Below are 14,546 nucleotides of genomic sequence, written 5' to 3'. Positions count from 1 at the left end.
ATATCGAACGACCGGCCACAGAGTGACAGGCTCACTCGAAGAGTGTATCATGCTACTCTTCGCCGCGTCGCTGGCGCATGCTCTGACGAGTGAACTGCGGCTTCACGCGCGTTGAGCGGCGGCCCTGGAACGAGCGGTACAGCAAGACGACAACGACCACGGAAAAAACGGCAGCGACGATTGCGGCTTCAGCGGCGTCAAGGGCGTACAGAACACCCATCGAGAACACCGACATCGTCAACAGCATGCCGTAGATCAGCCGCTTTGCAAGCAGTGCGAAGACGTTCTTCGAGTCCTCGACGCCGATTCGGACGTACAAGTCATCGCGCTCGAGTCGGTCGAGCGTTTGCTCAGTTTTTGGCGCAATCCGGGTCAACGATTCGGCCGAGCGCCTGACCTGGTTGCCCGACTCGGAGAGATACTGGCGAATCGACTCCTCGCGGTAGCCCTCGTCGACCAGATAGTCGGTTGCCGTCGCAATGAAATCGAAGTCGGAATCGAGCGTGACACAGACGCCTTCGACGACAGTCGCCACTCTAAGGACGAGCGCGAGGTTCTTCGGCAAACGCAACGGAAACTCGTAGATCGAATCCTCGACCTGTCCGATGATCTGCTGGACGCGATACTGCTCGATATCCTCGCCGCGAGCGTCCTGAATCGCGAGTTCCATCACATCGGCCATCACCGCCCGGTCGGCTTCCGGTGAGAGCGTCCCGATCTCGATGAGCGCATCGAGGATGGCGTCGATATCCTGGTTTGCAACAGCGATATAGAAGTCGACGATTTTCGACTGGACGAACTCGTCGACCCGCCCGGACATACCGAAATCATAGAAGACGATCCGTCCGTCGTCGCTGACCGCCAGATTGCCCGGATGGGGATCAGCGTGGAAGACGCCGTCATCGATGATCATCTGCATGTACGCCAACTGGAGGTTCTCGGCGATCTGACTGCGATCAACATCCCGGCGCTCGAGTTCGTCGACGTCGTTAATTTTGGTTCCGCCGACGTACTCCATCGTGAGCACGCGCGGACTCGAGTGACTCTCGATGACGTCCGGAATGACGTAGCGGTCGTCGCCATCGAAATTCGCCTGGATCTCCTGGAGCATCTCGGCTTCGCGCTCGTAGTCCATCTCCTCGCGAAGCGTCTTCGAGAACTCGTCGGCAAGATTCTCGAGCGAGAAGGATCGTGCGTCGTCAACGAAGTACAGCAGGATCGGGAGCGACCAGTGAATAACCTGCAAGTCGGCTGAAACCAGTTCGTCGACACCCGGGCGACGGATTTTGACGGCGACGTCCCGAACGTGCTCTGGCGAGTCGCCTCGAGCGCCCCCATCAGCTTCACTCTCACTGCCGACAGCGACGCGAGCGCGATACACCTGCCCCAGACTCGCGCCGCTGATCGGGTCGGTCTCGAACTCGAGGAAGCGCTCCTCGATGGGACCAAGTTCATCCTCGAGGACGACTCTGGCGTCGTCCCACTCGGCCGGTGGCACGTCGTCTTGGAGCGCAGAGAGGACGTCGATGTACGCCGGGGGCAAGACGTCGGGGCGAGTCGAGAGCAACTGGCCGAGTTTGATGAACGTCGGCCCAAGCGTTAACAGCGACTCGAGGAGGATTTCAGCGCGCTCGCGGTGGGTTTCGGGGCCAACCTGCCGGCGGCCGCCAAAGAGGAGAAACCGACGGCGGTCGCGGGCATACGCGAGCAAGAGGGGCAGAAACTGCCAGGCAACGATGACGAATCGTTTGTACGCACGAAGCGAGAGCAGACTAGGTCACCCGGATTCCGTCTCGGTATTGGCCTCGGTGTCAGTTTCTGGGTCACTCTCGGTCTCAGTTGTGAGGGACGATCCAGCCGCAGGTTCGATTTCGGTCTCACTCCGCGTTGACTGGTCGGTGTCAACGACGTCGATGGTCGTCTCCGTCGTCGACGTGCGCTTTGGAATCGTCAGTTCGAGGACCCCACGGTCGACCATGGCCTGGGCCTCCTGAGCGAGTGCATCGTCGGGCACGGGGAGCTCAACATCGAAAAACAGCGAGCGATTTTCCTCGAGATACTGGAACTCATCGGGGAGGGATTTCGCTCGACGCGCGGTAATCTCGAGATGGCTGTCGTCGGCCGTCAACTCGAGTGAATCGGCGGAGATACCGGGGACGTCGAGGACCAGCAGATACGCCTCGTCGCTCTCTAAGAGATCGAAGAAGACGTCGTCGGAGAGGGTCCCCAAGGCGTCACGAAGCGCTGACATGGATACACGTTCGAACGCCGATACGAAAAAGCCCGCGGTCGCGGTCGATGAGAACGAACAACGTGTCCCGTACGCTTTTGCCCTCGGCCGACCCGATGCAGCGTATGAACGGACCAGACAGCGACCGCACGGAATCGGGGTTCAAAGTGCGGACCCCGGTCGATGAGGCACGACAGATCTTCCGCGAGGCGGTTGACGCCCAGCCGGAACAGGGTGCAGACAGCACTGCCGGTGCTGCAGGACTACCCGCGACTGGAACCGAAACAATCGACCTCGAGCGCGCAGACGGGCGCGTCCTCGCCGCGCCGATTACGGCCGCCCAGAACGTCCCACACTACGAGCGTGCGGCAATGGATGGCTACGCCGTCCGCGCCGAAGAGACGTTCGGCGCAAGTGCCCGGTCACCAGAACTACTTCGAGTGACGGATGGCGTCGGTGCAGCCGCCACTGTCAACCCGAACACCGCCGCGCGTGTCCATACCGGGAGCGCGCTCCCCGAGGGCGCAGACGCCGTCGTCATGATCGAGCACGTCACCGAACTCGAGGCAACGGGCGAACTCGAGGTCGAAGATGCCGTCGCCGAGGGTGAAAACGTCGCCCCAATCGGCGAGGATATCGAGGCGGACCAGCACCTCTACGATGCCGGGCATCACCTTCGACCGTCGGATCTCGGTCTGATTCGCTCGGCGGGCTACGACCGGGTTGCCGCCGCCTCGCAGCCAACCGTCGGCGTGATCCCCACCGGCGAGGAACTCGTTGCGGGCGATCCCGAACCGGGCGAAGTGATCGAGACGAACGGGTTGACCGTCTCGCGGCTAGCCGAACGCTGGGGCGCGCGTGCAACCTACCGCGACGTTGTTACCGACGACCCCGAGTCACTACGCGTCGCGATTCAGCGCGATCTGACGAAAGACGTCGTCGTCACGACCGGCGGCTCGTCCGTCGGCGAGCGCGACCTGCTCCCGGAGGTGATCGACGACGTAGGTGAGGTGCTCGTCCACGGCGTCGGGCTCAAACCCGGCCATCCCGTCTGTCTCGGCATCGTCGAGGACACGCCCGTTCTCGCCCTGCCCGGCTACCCAGTCGCCTGCATCGTCAACGCCGTCCAGTTCCTCCGACCCGTCCTCCAATGGCTCGAGGGCACCGAGCCAGCACCCCACCCGACGACACAGGCCGTCCTCGAGCGCAAGATTCCGAGCGAACCCGGGACCAGGACGTTCGCCCGCGTGCAACTCGAGGCCCGCGATGCCGACGACATCGACGACGGTGAACCGCAGTACGCAGCGACGCCAACGCGGGCCAGCGGCTCGGGCGTCCTCTCGAGCGTCGCACTCGCGGATGGCTGGGTCGTCGTTGACGATGCACTCGAGGGGATTCCGGCTGGCGAGACGGTTGCTGTGCAGGACTGGGAGCCAACTAGCTAACGACAGTTCCGAGCTATCGTGTGGAACAGGCAGAGATTAGACGCGCTGCCAGTGCGCTGCAGCCTCGAGTTCAGGAATAACTGCCTCGAGGTCGAGTTCGGCGATGGTGTAGAAGCGTTCGCGGCCGACGGGCGTTTGGACCCGAACAACGGCCGTATTCGTTTCGACGCGGAAAATCGAGAGTCGCCATGTGCTGCCGGTCCGTTCCCACTTGCTGTGACACGTTGCATCGTCGTCGAGTAGCCGTGCGCCGAGTTCCCAACTCAATCGCGAGAACTGTGGCAGATCCAACGCGAGAAGAGTGGGACGAGAACCCCCTGTTGCCCCGTTCCGAGAGCCATGGGTAGCCATACCACAAGATTCGCTGTCTATCATAAAAATCCACCTATATCCCGCAAATCGTGACTCGGACCTGAACAAAAATCCAGTAGATTCGTGCGGTATGACGTCCTCGTGTGCACTGTGTGTCGACTTGCAGTGGCTACTATAGCCTCGAGTCCCAACAACCCGCTATGGACCGCAAGGAGTTTCGCGATCTCGCCTCACCCACTGCGGCACGCGAGGCACTCGACTCGCTCTCGCTCGAGGGTGGCGTCGACCGGGTATCGCTCGCAGAGGCCCGCGGCCGGGTACTGCTCGCACGACTCGATGCCGAACTCGACGTGCCGGGGTTCGACCGGGCAAGTCTCGACGGCTACGCGCTGGCCGCGCGTGACACGTTCGGCGCTGACGAGGCCGACCCCGCGCGCCTGGAACTCGTTGGCGAAGTACATGCCGGCGAGGAACCGGACGTGGCGCTCGAGTCCGGACAGGCCGTCGAGATTTCGACGGGAGCGGTGATGCCCGAGGGCGCGGATGCGATGGTGGCGGTTGAGCGCACCGATGTCGACGAGAACGGCGACGTATTGGTTCGAACGTCGGTTGCACCCGGAGATAACGTCATGTTCGCAGGCGCAGACGTGGCTGCGGGCGAGCGGGCACTGGGCCCCGGAACGCGGATTACGCCGCGAGATATCGGCCTCCTTTCTGCGCTCGGGATCGACGAGGTTCCCGTCCGTGCGCCACCAAAAGTGGGTATCGTCTCAACGGGCGACGAACTCGTTCGGCCGGGAAACGATGTCGACAGCGCTCGCGGCGAAATATACGACGTCAACAGCTACACCATCGCCGCGGGCGTCGAGGATGCAGGCGGAGAGGCCGTTCTCTACCCCCACGCGGGCGACGACCAAGACGAGATGGAGCGCGTTCTGCGGGAGGCTGCCAACGAGTGTGATCTCGTGCTTTCGTCGGGTTCAACAAGCGCGAGCGCAGTCGACGTGATCTACCGCGTCATCGAAGAGCAGGGCGAACTCCTGTTGCATGGCGTCAGCGTCAAACCCGGCAAACCGATGCTCGTCGGCCGACTCGAGTCGTCGGCGTACGTCGGCCTCCCTGGCTATCCCGTCTCAGCGATGATGGTCTTTCGAACGTTCGTCGCGCCAGCGATCCGCGAAGCGGCCGGACTCCCTGAACCCGCAGCCGCGACCGTCTCGGGTCGACTGGCTCGAGAGGCGCGCTCCGAGGAGGGTCGACACCTGCTATTACCCGTTGGCCTGACCAACGATGGTGACGGCGAGACGCTCGTCTACCCCGTCGACAAAGGTTCCGGCGCGACGACCAGCCTTGCCGAAGCCGACGGCGTTGTCGAAGTCGACGCGGAGACGGACTATCTCGAGGCCGGCGAGTCCGTCACCGTCCAGTTGTTCTCGCCGGACGTTCGGCCGCCGACGATGCTCGGCGTCGGCGAGGACGATCCAACACTCAATCGCGTGCTCGACCGCCTCGAGAATCCCCGCTATCTCTCGGTTGGCTCGCGCCCTGGCCTGCGCCGACTGCGCGAGGGCGTCCCCGACGTGGCCGTCGTCGCCGGGCCGCTCGAGCGGGAGCTCGAGGCGACGACGCTCGGCGAGTGGGAGCGCGAGTGGGGACTGATCGCCCAGGCAGGGAACCCGAACGAAATCGACGAACTGGCGGCTCTCGTTGATCGCGACCTCCGGTTCGTCAACCGGACCACTGACTCCGGCCTGCGCTCGAGTCTCGGGGCGGCCATCGCCGACCTTGCCGAGGAACGCGGCGTGGAGCGACACGACCTCGTCGAGGCAATCGACGGCTTCGATCTCGGCTTGCGAGCCCACGAAAGTCCCGCACGGAAGGTTATCGCAGGAGAGGCAGATGCGGGTCTCGGCCTGCGCGAAACGGCCGACCGACTCGACCTCGGATTCGTCCCCGTTGGCAGTCAATCCATCCGCGTGCTGACGAATCCTGACCGGATCGACAAACCCGGCGTTCGAGAACTCGAGTCAGCACTCGAGACCATCGACGAGTTGCGTCGGCGCTCGAGCGACGATTGATAACTCGAGTGGACAGTCAGGACTGTCTGGACAGCGGTTTTTAGGGTATGCTGATGTATGACGCTTGATGTCGACAATAGCCGAGATCCGGCTCCCAGCCACGGACACGATACTCGAGACGACGTTCGAGCACGCCCCCGACGCGACGTTCGAAATCGAGTCGTCAGTCTCGGGGACACAGCCCTGTCTCTGGGTTTCCGGCATCGACCGAGCGAGCGCACAGCAGGCGTTCGAACGCGACCCAACCATCGACACGTTCGACTTACTCGTCGAAACCGACTCGCGATACTTATTCGACATGCGATTTTTCGATGGGCGAGGCATCGAGCGCCTGTGTGATGACCTCCTCGCGGAAGGCGGGTCGCTGCTCGAGGCCTGGGGCAGCGACGGCTGGTGGCAGGTTCGCGCCCGATTTCCCGACCGAAACGCGCTCTGTGACGCGTACGACCAGTTTGTCGACCGTGGCGTCAACGCCGACCTTCGGCGCGTGACCGACGTGTCGGCGTATGCAGAACCAGAGACACGGCTGACCCCACAACAGCGAGAAGCGCTCGAGGCAGCCCTCGAGTATGGCTACTTCGAGATTCCGCGTAACATTTCGATGGAGGAGTTGGCGGACGAACTCGGCATCTCTCATCAGGCGCTCTCTGAGCGATTCCGCCGAGCCTACGAGACGCTGGTCGACGAGGAGTTACAGCCAACGAAAGAACGGTCTCAATCAGTCCTCGAGTAGGCCGACAGTTCGTCGAACGACTGAACGCGGTAGTCACCAAGGACGCAGCGACCGCGCCGGTCGTGCCCGAGGCGTTCAACGTGGATCGCATCGAGGCCGGCGTTCCAGGCGGCCCCAACGTCACACGCGCCATCGCCAGCGAGCACGCCCTGTGCCCCGTTGCCTGCAACCCCGAGGTCTGCCATGACCTGCTCGACGGGTTCGGGATTCGGCTTCCAACCCGTCTCTTCGGTACAGCATAGGCGCGCGTCGAACCAGTCGCGAATGCCGACATGCTCTAAGACCGGCTCTGCGAGAAACTCCTGGCAGTGGGTGACGAGGCCAACGGGTTCCTCGAGGTCGGCGACGAACTCGGCGTCGGGGTGGAGGTAGGTCTGTTCGGCCCGCACCATCGGGTCCTCGTTAGCGTGAAACGACTCCCAGAAGGAAGCAGGGTCGATCCCCCACTCGCGAAGTTGGTGGTCACGAGAGCCGGTCAGACCGTTCCAGAGGATCTCGGCCTCACGGTCCGTGAACTCACGGCCGAGGCTATCGCCGACCCGGTCGAACACCTCGCGGGTGTAGGACCAGTCGACGTCGACCAGCGTGCCGTCGAGATCGAGCAGCCAAAAGTCATACTCGGAGACCATTCGGACACAACTGTACGGCCGTCGTGAGTAAATGCGTATCGGTTACGGACAACTGCTCCCTGTCGCTATATCTCCTCAGTCACCCGAATACTCGAGCCGAGATACTTCGAGCGAACTTCGCTGACGTTGTCGGCGTTGAACGCCTCGAGATCCTCCGCGATTGCTGCGTTCATCGCCTCGAAGTACGCCTCGTCGACCTGGAGTTCGCGAAAGTCGACCGAGACGACCGGCAGGTCCAGCCACTCCTCGGCGAGTCGGCGGGCGTGATCCTGATCCGACACCTCGCCGTGCCAGAGCGTGTTCCGGAAGAACAGCCACCCCTCGCTGCCCGGCTCCGGTGCCTCACGAAAGACGGTCACCCTCGGCTCGGCGCTGCCCGGCTCGAGGCTGATCCCCTCCTGTGCGGGCTCGAGACGGACGCGAACGGCGAAGACGTACTGCCCGTTCATACCGGAGTCTGATATCAGCCACACCTGTCGGCGTTACGGTTGCAACTGCAGCGGCGCTTGCGCTCGCTCCGTGCGAATCCAGACACGAGCAGAAAGCCGCAAAAATGACGCTTTGGACCGTTCAGGCGTCTCGTTCGGATTCGATCAGGTCTGCCATCTCGAGGTCGGCGTCGGTGATGCCGCCTTCCTCGTGGGAGGTGAGTCGAATCTCGACCGTTTTGTAGCCGATGATGATCTCAGGATGATGGACCTGCGATTCGGCGATTTCGCCGACCATCTGGGCGAAGTTGACGCCGTGGAGATAATCGTCGAACTCGTAGGTACGAACGACTTCGTCGTCCTCGCGCGACCAGCTCTCGGGCAGTTCTGTCTCGATCTCCTCGTCAGATAGTAACTCTCCCATGTGCTGGCGAACGGAACCCACTCAAATAATCATTGTGCCACGGCCGGTCCGTCAGCGATAGTCGGTTCAACAGTGTGAGCGGCCTCGAGACAACAATTTCGGGCAAGGCGAACGAAATCGAAGTGAGTAACAGACAGTTAGTCGTCGTCCGCCGTGCCGACGCCGACGGAGCCACCTGTCGTAAACAGCGATGACTGCATGGTATCTTCCTGAAAGTCGGGATCAAACAGTTGCAACGCTGTGTTGATCGTACTCCAGTCGTCCTCGGCCGCTGCATCACGCAGGCTCTTGGTCGGCGGCGCGAGCAACTGACTGACGAGCGCATCAGCCATCGACTCGATGATCTCGCGTTGGCCCGGCGACAGGTCGTCGCCGTTGGCCTCGAGTTTCGAGAACGCAGTCTCGAGTTCGCGCTGTTTCATCCGTTCGGCGGACTCGTACATCGCGGCGATAACCTCGTCCGCGCGGGCGCGCTTGTACTGCTCGCAGAGCACGTCGAACTCGTGGTCGATCATAGCTTCGACCTCACGCGCCGCGTCGGCGCGTTGCTCGCGCGTTTCATCCGTGATCGACTCGAGGTCATCGAGGTCGTGGACGGTCACGGACGAGAGCGAGTCGACAGCTGGGGCCACGTCTCGTGGCTGGCCGAGGTCGACGACGATCTGTGTCGAGCCGTCGTCGTCGAACGCTGGTTCGGTGAGCACTGGCTCAGTGCTGCCGGTCGCTGTGACGACGATATCTGCAGTTGGCGTCACCGTCGACAGCGCCTCGAGCGGAATCGCGTCAGTCGTTGTCCCGTCAGCCGCGAGTTCACGCGCGAGATGGTCGGCGCGGTCGACGGTCCGGTTTGCGACCAGTAGCGTCTCGACACCGTTGTCGACGAGGCTGCGACCAGCAAGTTGGCCCATTTCGCCAGCGCCGACGACGAGTGCGGTTGCCCCCTCGAGGTTGACATCGCGGGCGGCGAGACTCGTCGCAGCGGAGCCAAGCGAGACGATGCCTTCGTTGATTTCGGTTTCCGTCCGCGCGCGTTCGCCGACGTGAATCGCCTTCGTGACGGCCGCCTCGAGCATCGAGCCGATACCGTCTGCCTCGCGGGCGTCCTCGTAGGCGTCGCGGACCTGCCCAATAATCTGGTCCTCACCGAGGACGACCGACTCGAGGCCGGTTGCGACCCGCAGCAGGTGTTGCAGGCTTTCGTCGTGGTCCGTATAGACGACCGACTCGTCGTCAGCGGGGCCGAAAAACTCCTCGAGTGCGGCCCGGCCGACGCCGGCAGTGGGACTGACGACGTACACCTCGACCCGATTGCACGTCGAGAGGACGTATGCCTCCTCAATGTCGGGTACGGTGTGAAGCTGTGCAACGGCACTCCGTTGGTTGTCGGGACTAACGGCAGCGAGTTCATCGACGGAACCACTTGCGTGTGTGACGCGTGCGGCAGCGATAACGCCAGTTGGCATCACGTGCTGTCACCCCCAGAGTCCTCTTCACCGAGCACGTCCTCGATCACTTGGCAAGCTTTGGGGGTGCCCTTACGTAAAGCTGTCCAAAGTTCCGGAGACCCAGTAACCGCAGCGAGGAGTTTCCGTCGCCGCGCAGGGGACACGTTTTGTGATTTGAGGTCTGCACGCAATTCCGCCAGACACATCGCCATTTCCCCGGCTCCCGAGACCGTCTCCTCAATCTCATCGCGGAGATACGCACTGAGCGTCGGCGCCGTCCCGCCAGTCGCAACTGCGACCACAACCGGATCGTCTCGAACCGTCGCCGGCACGACGACGCTCCCGGGATCGCGACCGCCCGACCGATCTGCGCGGTTGACGAGACAGCCACGAGCTTGCGCCGCCGACTCGAGGGCCTCGTTGATCGCCTCATCGTCCGTCGCCGCGACGACCAGCGCGGGCGCAGTGCGCTCGAGCCAGCCGTCGATCTCGTCGGGGTCGGGTGCAGCCCGGATGCGTGTCGCGCCGCCAAAGTCGCGGTCTGCAAACTCGGGGCTGACGACGATTACGTCGGCTTCGCGGGCGAACCGGCGAGCCTTGCGCGCACCGACCGCTCCGCCGCCGACAACGAGTACCGTCTGCCCCGTGAAATCATGCAAGAGTGGAATCATTCCGAGAGATCGTACAGATTCGTTCGCTGATGTGGAGCTAACTGCTACGGTGACAAATCATCGCCGGTCTCGGCCAATATTTGCACCAATATGAGACACGGGAACGACTGCGGAACCCACCCGGCGTCGAAAAACAGAAACCGAAACATCGCGTCCGAAGCGGCAACTGGCAGTTTAGAACGGTCAAATCGTTCAGATCGGATACTCTCGAGGCTCGTGCTGGAGCGAGATCCACTTCGTCTCGGTGACCTCCCGGAGAATCTCCATGGCGTTGTAGCCGCCCATGCCCGACGCACCGGTCCCACTAAAGGGAACGTGGGCCTCGTCGTTGATCGGTTGATCGTTGACGTGGACCATCCCCGTCTCGAGGCGGTCGGCGATCTGCTTGCCGGTGCCGACATCGCCCGCGTGGACTGACCCCGAGAGGCCGTAGTCGACGGCATTGTGGAGTGCAACCGCCTCGTCGATATCCGAGAACGGAATCACGGGCGCAATGGGGCCGAAGTGCTCGTTGCACGCGGCCGCCATGTCGTTCGTCGTGTCCGAAATGACCGTCGGCGCGACAACCAGCGAGTCCTCGACTCCCTCGACGGGGACCGTCTCGCCGCCGGTCTCGAGCGTCGCCCCCTGCTCGAGGGTCTCGTCGACGTACTCGAGCATCTCGTCGCGCTGAGACTCGTCGATGATCGGGCCGACGACGGTGTCAGGGTCGTGGGCGCTGCCGACGGGAAGTGATTCGGCACGTTCGGTCAGTGCCTCGACGTACTCGTCGTAAACATCTTCGTGGACGAGATGTCGGTTAATCGAGATACAGACCTGTCCCTGATGGACGAAACTGCCGAAAACGGCGGCGTCGACGGCCTGCTCTACATCGGCATCGGCGGTGACGATGTGGGCGTTGTTACCGCCGAGTTCCATGGCGGCGATGGCGAGATTTTCGCCAGCAGTGGCGGCGACCTGTCGGCCGACCGGTGTCGAGCCGGTGAAGGCGACGACATCGCTTTCGGGGTGGCCGGCGACGCGGTCGCCGATCTCGGAGCCGCGGCCGGTGACGACGTTGAGCACGCCGTCTGGCAGGCCGGCCGCCTCGAACAGTTTCGCGAGGAGGAGGCCACCCGAAATCGGCGTGTTCGACGCCGGTTTGAGCACGACCGCGTTACCGGCGGCGATTGCAGGAGCGACCGCGCGCATCGAGAGATTCAGCGGGAAGTTCCACGGCGAGATGACCGTGACGACGCCCTTGGGTACTCGCTCGACGATATTTTCCTTACCGGGGATGTTCGAGGCCGACTGTTCGCCTTTCAGCCGCCGGGGCAACGTTGCGGCCTCACTCGCCTGATCCGTCGCGAGGTGAACCGACGTCTCGCCCATGAGTTGGGAGCCGCCAGCCTCGTGGGCCAGCAGGTCCACGATTTCCTCGCGGTGGTCTTGCAGTCCTTCGACGACGCCCTGAATGACCTGCGCGCGCTCCGTCGGTGGCGTCTCGGCCCACTCGCTCTGAGCTGCTGCAGCAGTCTCGTAGGCGGCGTCGACGTCGTCCTCGTTGGCTGCTGGAACCGTCGTCAGTGACTCGCGCGTCGACGGATCCTCGACGGAGAGTTGCTCGCCGCTATCGGGGTCAACCCACTCGCCGTCGCGGTACAGATCGCTCCAATCCGTCGTGGGAGAAAGCTCGAGTGACATCACAGACACTACGGTATCGAGTCGGAAAATACCCGTGCCAAACAGCGCAGTACAGCCGCTGTATCGACAGTTATTGTGACAATAACGGACTTCAGAACATCACTGAAGAAACGGTACTGACTCTCCGACCGGCCTACCCTTCGACGCCCGTCACGTCGAATCCGAGGTCCCGAATGTCCTCGAGAATCGCGTCGTGATCCGCGGTTGCGCGATAGTAGATGACGATATCGAAACTGCCATCGCGCAGGAGTTGCTGGCACTCCCAGACGAACTCCTCGTCCTCGAGAGTGAGTCCCTGGTGCTGGTTCGAGGAGAAATCGGGGTCGTCGTTGCCGGAGTGGACGTAACAGTCGGCCGGATCGTACGTCGACTGTTCGGCGATGATATCGCCGATATCAATCGTCGCCTGCATCATCTGGACGTCTTCTTGGCCGCTGTAGTCCGTATGGATGATCGCGCCGTTGAGTTCGATCTCGCCCGGCTCGAGCAGTGCCTTGGTCCGCTGGTAGAGGTCCTGATCGATCACGTCGGTCATTGCCTGGAGCGAGGACCGCCTGACGGATAGCACTCACGGTTCCGTCGGACCGGTCTGACGCCATATGACGGGTCTATGTGAGCGCCTTACCCGCGAAAGTAATTGGCGTGCTGACGTGTATCACTGTCGGAGAGTCACACACAAGACACATAGTCGTTGGTATCGTCAACTCAGTCGATGAAGCGGTGGCTCCGTCAGCGTGTTGATACGGTCTACGAGCGGCTGCTCTCGCATGAACTCGCCGGTGCACCGACGCATATTGCGGTGATTCAAGACGGCAACCGACGCTATGCACGTCAAAACGGCGACGAGGCCCACGAAGGCCACCGTGCAGGGGCGGAAACCACCGAGCGCGTCCTCGAGTGGTGTCAGGAAATTGGCGTCGAGGAACTGACGCTGTACACCTTCTCCACGGAGAATTTCGACCGGCCGGACGACCAAAAAGAGGCCCTGTTCGACCTGCTCTGTGACAAACTCCACGAGTTCGCCGATGCCGACCGCGTCCACGACAACGGCGTCTGTATCCGCGCTATCGGCGAAATCGAGATGCTTCCCGAGCGCGTTCAGGACGCCGTCGACTACGCCGAAGAACAGACCGGCGAGTACGACGATTTCGTCCTCAACATCGCGCTTGCGTATGGTGGACGGTCGCGACTGCTCGAGGCCGCCCGCGGCGTCGCTCGAGAAGTCGATTCAAACGACCTCGAGTCGGACGACATCGACGTGGAAACGATTGAACAGCGCCTGTACGACCAGCCTGTTCGAGACGTGGATTTGATTATCCGGCCGGCAGGCGAGGAACGCACCTCGAACTTCCTGCCGTGGCACGCAAACGGCAACGAGGCCGCGGTCTTCTTCTGTACGCCCTACTGGCCAGAGTTCTCGAAAAGCGACTTTCTCCGGGGAATCCGGACCTACGAACACCGCGAGGAGTCCTGGCGACGCACCCGTGCTCGGCGCGCACTTGCCTTGCTCGGCGCTGTCAGCGAAACCGAACTCACCGAAGCCCAGTCCGTTGTCGACCGCTTTCGTGACTCGCTGCCAACGGCTGAACGGAGCGAACTCGATGGTCTCGAGACGCTCGAGAACGGCGACCAAGAACGTGATGCCGACAACGTTGACGGCATCGACTCGGGGAGTCAGGCCGCAGATTAAGTCGAAAACGCACTGCTGTTGATTACCGCCCGAATCGCCGTGAGCGGTTGCAGTACTCTCTGACCGCCCGCAGAAAGTCTCGTTTGCGGAAATCCCGCCAGTTAACGTCCGTAAAGTACAGTTCCGAGTAGACGGACTGCCAGATCATGAAATCGGAGAGTCGCTCCGCACCGGCTTTGATCACCAGATCCGGCTCCGAGGGGAAGATCAGATGCTGTTCGACGTGCTCGTCGTCGATCTCTGCGGGATCGAGGTCGCCAGCCTCGACGCTTTCGGCGAGCGTCTGGACGGCGCTCGTGAACTCGTGTTTCCCGCCGAGTCCGATCCCGATCTGAATCGGCGCATCCGCCGGCGTCTGATCGTCCGGCCCGCGGACCGCGATTTCTCGGCCCGCAGGCCCATCGAGTTCCTCGAGGTCGCGTCGAAGCGCTGGCACCGCATCCCGGTCGAGGACGCTCACATAGACAGTCAGTCGAGAACCGTAGGTAAACGCCCACTCGAAGAAGTCGGCGAGCGTCTCGTAGGCACCGTCCTCGAGCAGATCGCGTTCGGAGATGACGAGCGCGACGTGGTCGGGGGGAGAGCCGGTATGGCGTTGAATCCGCAGCGAGAGATACTGTTCGTACAGACCCACGGCATCTGCTTTCCGATCCGGTACTATACAGATTACGGTCACGGCCGGCTGGTGAGAGTCGCTTGCAGGGACAGGAGCGCCAGACAGACGCTCACACGCACAAACTGACGCTCGAGGGACGTTCGGGAACCTTCAAGTAAACCC

At 62.5% G+C, this 14,546-nt stretch carries 15 protein-coding genes; 4 read left to right on the top strand and 11 right to left on the bottom strand.

Annotated features, from left to right (window positions below):
- Positions 1–52: 52 nt before the first annotated feature.
- Both B2G88_RS00720 and B2G88_RS00715 read right to left on the bottom strand, forming a co-directional pair.
- Positions 53–1,711, bottom strand: a complete 1,659-nt coding sequence (locus B2G88_RS00720; RefSeq protein WP_087713706.1) for an ABC1 kinase family protein — start codon at positions 1,709–1,711, stop codon at positions 53–55.
- Positions 1,712–1,777: 66 nt separating this feature from the next.
- Positions 1,778–2,251: an Hsp20/alpha crystallin family protein gene (locus B2G88_RS00715; protein WP_054864088.1), complete on the bottom strand. Its 474-nt coding sequence runs from the start codon at positions 2,249–2,251 to the stop codon at positions 1,778–1,780.
- Between the two features lie 104 nt (positions 2,252–2,355).
- Between B2G88_RS00715 and B2G88_RS00710 the strand changes: the two genes are divergently transcribed.
- Positions 2,356–3,675 carry a molybdopterin molybdotransferase MoeA gene (locus B2G88_RS00710; RefSeq protein WP_087713705.1) on the top strand — a complete coding sequence of 440 codons (1,320 nt, stop codon included), beginning with the start codon at positions 2,356–2,358 and terminating at the stop codon, positions 3,673–3,675.
- Between the two features lie 36 nt (positions 3,676–3,711).
- On the opposite strand, the gene B2G88_RS00705 is transcribed toward B2G88_RS00710, so the two are convergent.
- Positions 3,712–4,026 (bottom strand): hypothetical protein, encoded by a 315-nt coding sequence (locus B2G88_RS00705; protein ID WP_054864089.1) that lies wholly within the window; start codon positions 4,024–4,026, stop codon positions 3,712–3,714.
- Between the two features lie 161 nt (positions 4,027–4,187).
- Here B2G88_RS00705 and B2G88_RS00700 point away from each other — a divergent pair, with 161 nt between their 5' ends.
- Both B2G88_RS00700 and B2G88_RS00695 read left to right on the top strand, forming a co-directional pair.
- Positions 4,188–6,065 carry a molybdopterin biosynthesis protein gene (locus B2G88_RS00700; protein ID WP_087713704.1) on the top strand — a complete coding sequence of 626 codons (1,878 nt, stop codon included), beginning with the start codon at positions 4,188–4,190 and terminating at the stop codon, positions 6,063–6,065.
- Positions 6,066–6,132: 67 nt separating this feature from the next.
- Positions 6,133–6,798 (top strand): helix-turn-helix domain-containing protein, encoded by a 666-nt coding sequence (locus B2G88_RS00695; protein ID WP_054864187.1) that lies wholly within the window; start codon positions 6,133–6,135, stop codon positions 6,796–6,798.
- On the opposite strand, the gene B2G88_RS00690 is transcribed toward B2G88_RS00695, so the two are convergent.
- The 7 genes from B2G88_RS00690 to B2G88_RS00660 form a co-directional block, all read right to left on the bottom strand.
- On the bottom strand, positions 6,780–7,427 hold the full coding sequence (locus tag B2G88_RS00690) for an HAD family hydrolase (protein WP_087713703.1): 648 nt from the start codon (positions 7,425–7,427) through the stop codon (positions 6,780–6,782). The genes B2G88_RS00695 and B2G88_RS00690 overlap by 19 nt on opposite strands.
- Positions 7,428–7,492: 65 nt before the next feature.
- Positions 7,493–7,876 (bottom strand): LWR-salt protein, encoded by a 384-nt coding sequence (lwrS, locus tag B2G88_RS00685; RefSeq protein WP_054864188.1) that lies wholly within the window; start codon positions 7,874–7,876, stop codon positions 7,493–7,495.
- A 121-nt stretch (positions 7,877–7,997) separates the two neighbouring features.
- Positions 7,998–8,279 (bottom strand): 4a-hydroxytetrahydrobiopterin dehydratase, encoded by a 282-nt coding sequence (locus tag B2G88_RS00680; RefSeq protein ID WP_054864189.1) that lies wholly within the window; start codon positions 8,277–8,279, stop codon positions 7,998–8,000.
- Between the two features lie 137 nt (positions 8,280–8,416).
- Positions 8,417–9,742, bottom strand: coding sequence for a glutamyl-tRNA reductase (gene hemA / locus B2G88_RS00675; RefSeq protein WP_176393153.1), 1,326 nt, complete (start codon positions 9,740–9,742; stop codon positions 8,417–8,419).
- Positions 9,742–10,395 (bottom strand): precorrin-2 dehydrogenase/sirohydrochlorin ferrochelatase family protein, encoded by a 654-nt coding sequence (locus tag B2G88_RS00670; RefSeq protein ID WP_087713702.1) that lies wholly within the window; start codon positions 10,393–10,395, stop codon positions 9,742–9,744. Before B2G88_RS00670 ends, hemA begins: the two co-directional genes overlap by 1 nt.
- Before the next feature lie 192 nt (positions 10,396–10,587).
- Positions 10,588–12,078, bottom strand: a complete 1,491-nt coding sequence (locus tag B2G88_RS00665; RefSeq protein ID WP_087713701.1) for an aldehyde dehydrogenase family protein — start codon at positions 12,076–12,078, stop codon at positions 10,588–10,590.
- 133 nt (positions 12,079–12,211) lie between these two features.
- Positions 12,212–12,613 carry a DUF5778 family protein gene (locus B2G88_RS00660; RefSeq protein WP_054864137.1) on the bottom strand — a complete coding sequence of 134 codons (402 nt, stop codon included), beginning with the start codon at positions 12,611–12,613 and terminating at the stop codon, positions 12,212–12,214.
- A 177-nt stretch (positions 12,614–12,790) separates the two neighbouring features.
- Between B2G88_RS00660 and uppS the strand changes: the two genes are divergently transcribed.
- Positions 12,791–13,768, top strand: a complete 978-nt coding sequence (uppS, locus tag B2G88_RS00655; RefSeq protein WP_087713700.1) for a polyprenyl diphosphate synthase — start codon at positions 12,791–12,793, stop codon at positions 13,766–13,768.
- A gap of 22 nt (positions 13,769–13,790) precedes the next feature.
- On the opposite strand, the gene B2G88_RS00650 is transcribed toward uppS, so the two are convergent.
- Positions 13,791–14,402, bottom strand: coding sequence for an undecaprenyl diphosphate synthase family protein (locus B2G88_RS00650; protein WP_054864136.1), 612 nt, complete (start codon positions 14,400–14,402; stop codon positions 13,791–13,793).
- Positions 14,403–14,546: the final 144 nt, after the last annotated feature.

The sequence above is a fragment of the Natronolimnobius baerhuensis genome, assembly GCF_002177135.1.
In the GTDB taxonomy this organism is placed as follows: domain Archaea; phylum Halobacteriota; class Halobacteria; order Halobacteriales; family Natrialbaceae; genus Natronolimnobius; species Natronolimnobius baerhuensis.
Note: the sequence above shows the minus strand (reverse complement) of the source record. Positions and strands in the feature narration are given on the sequence as shown.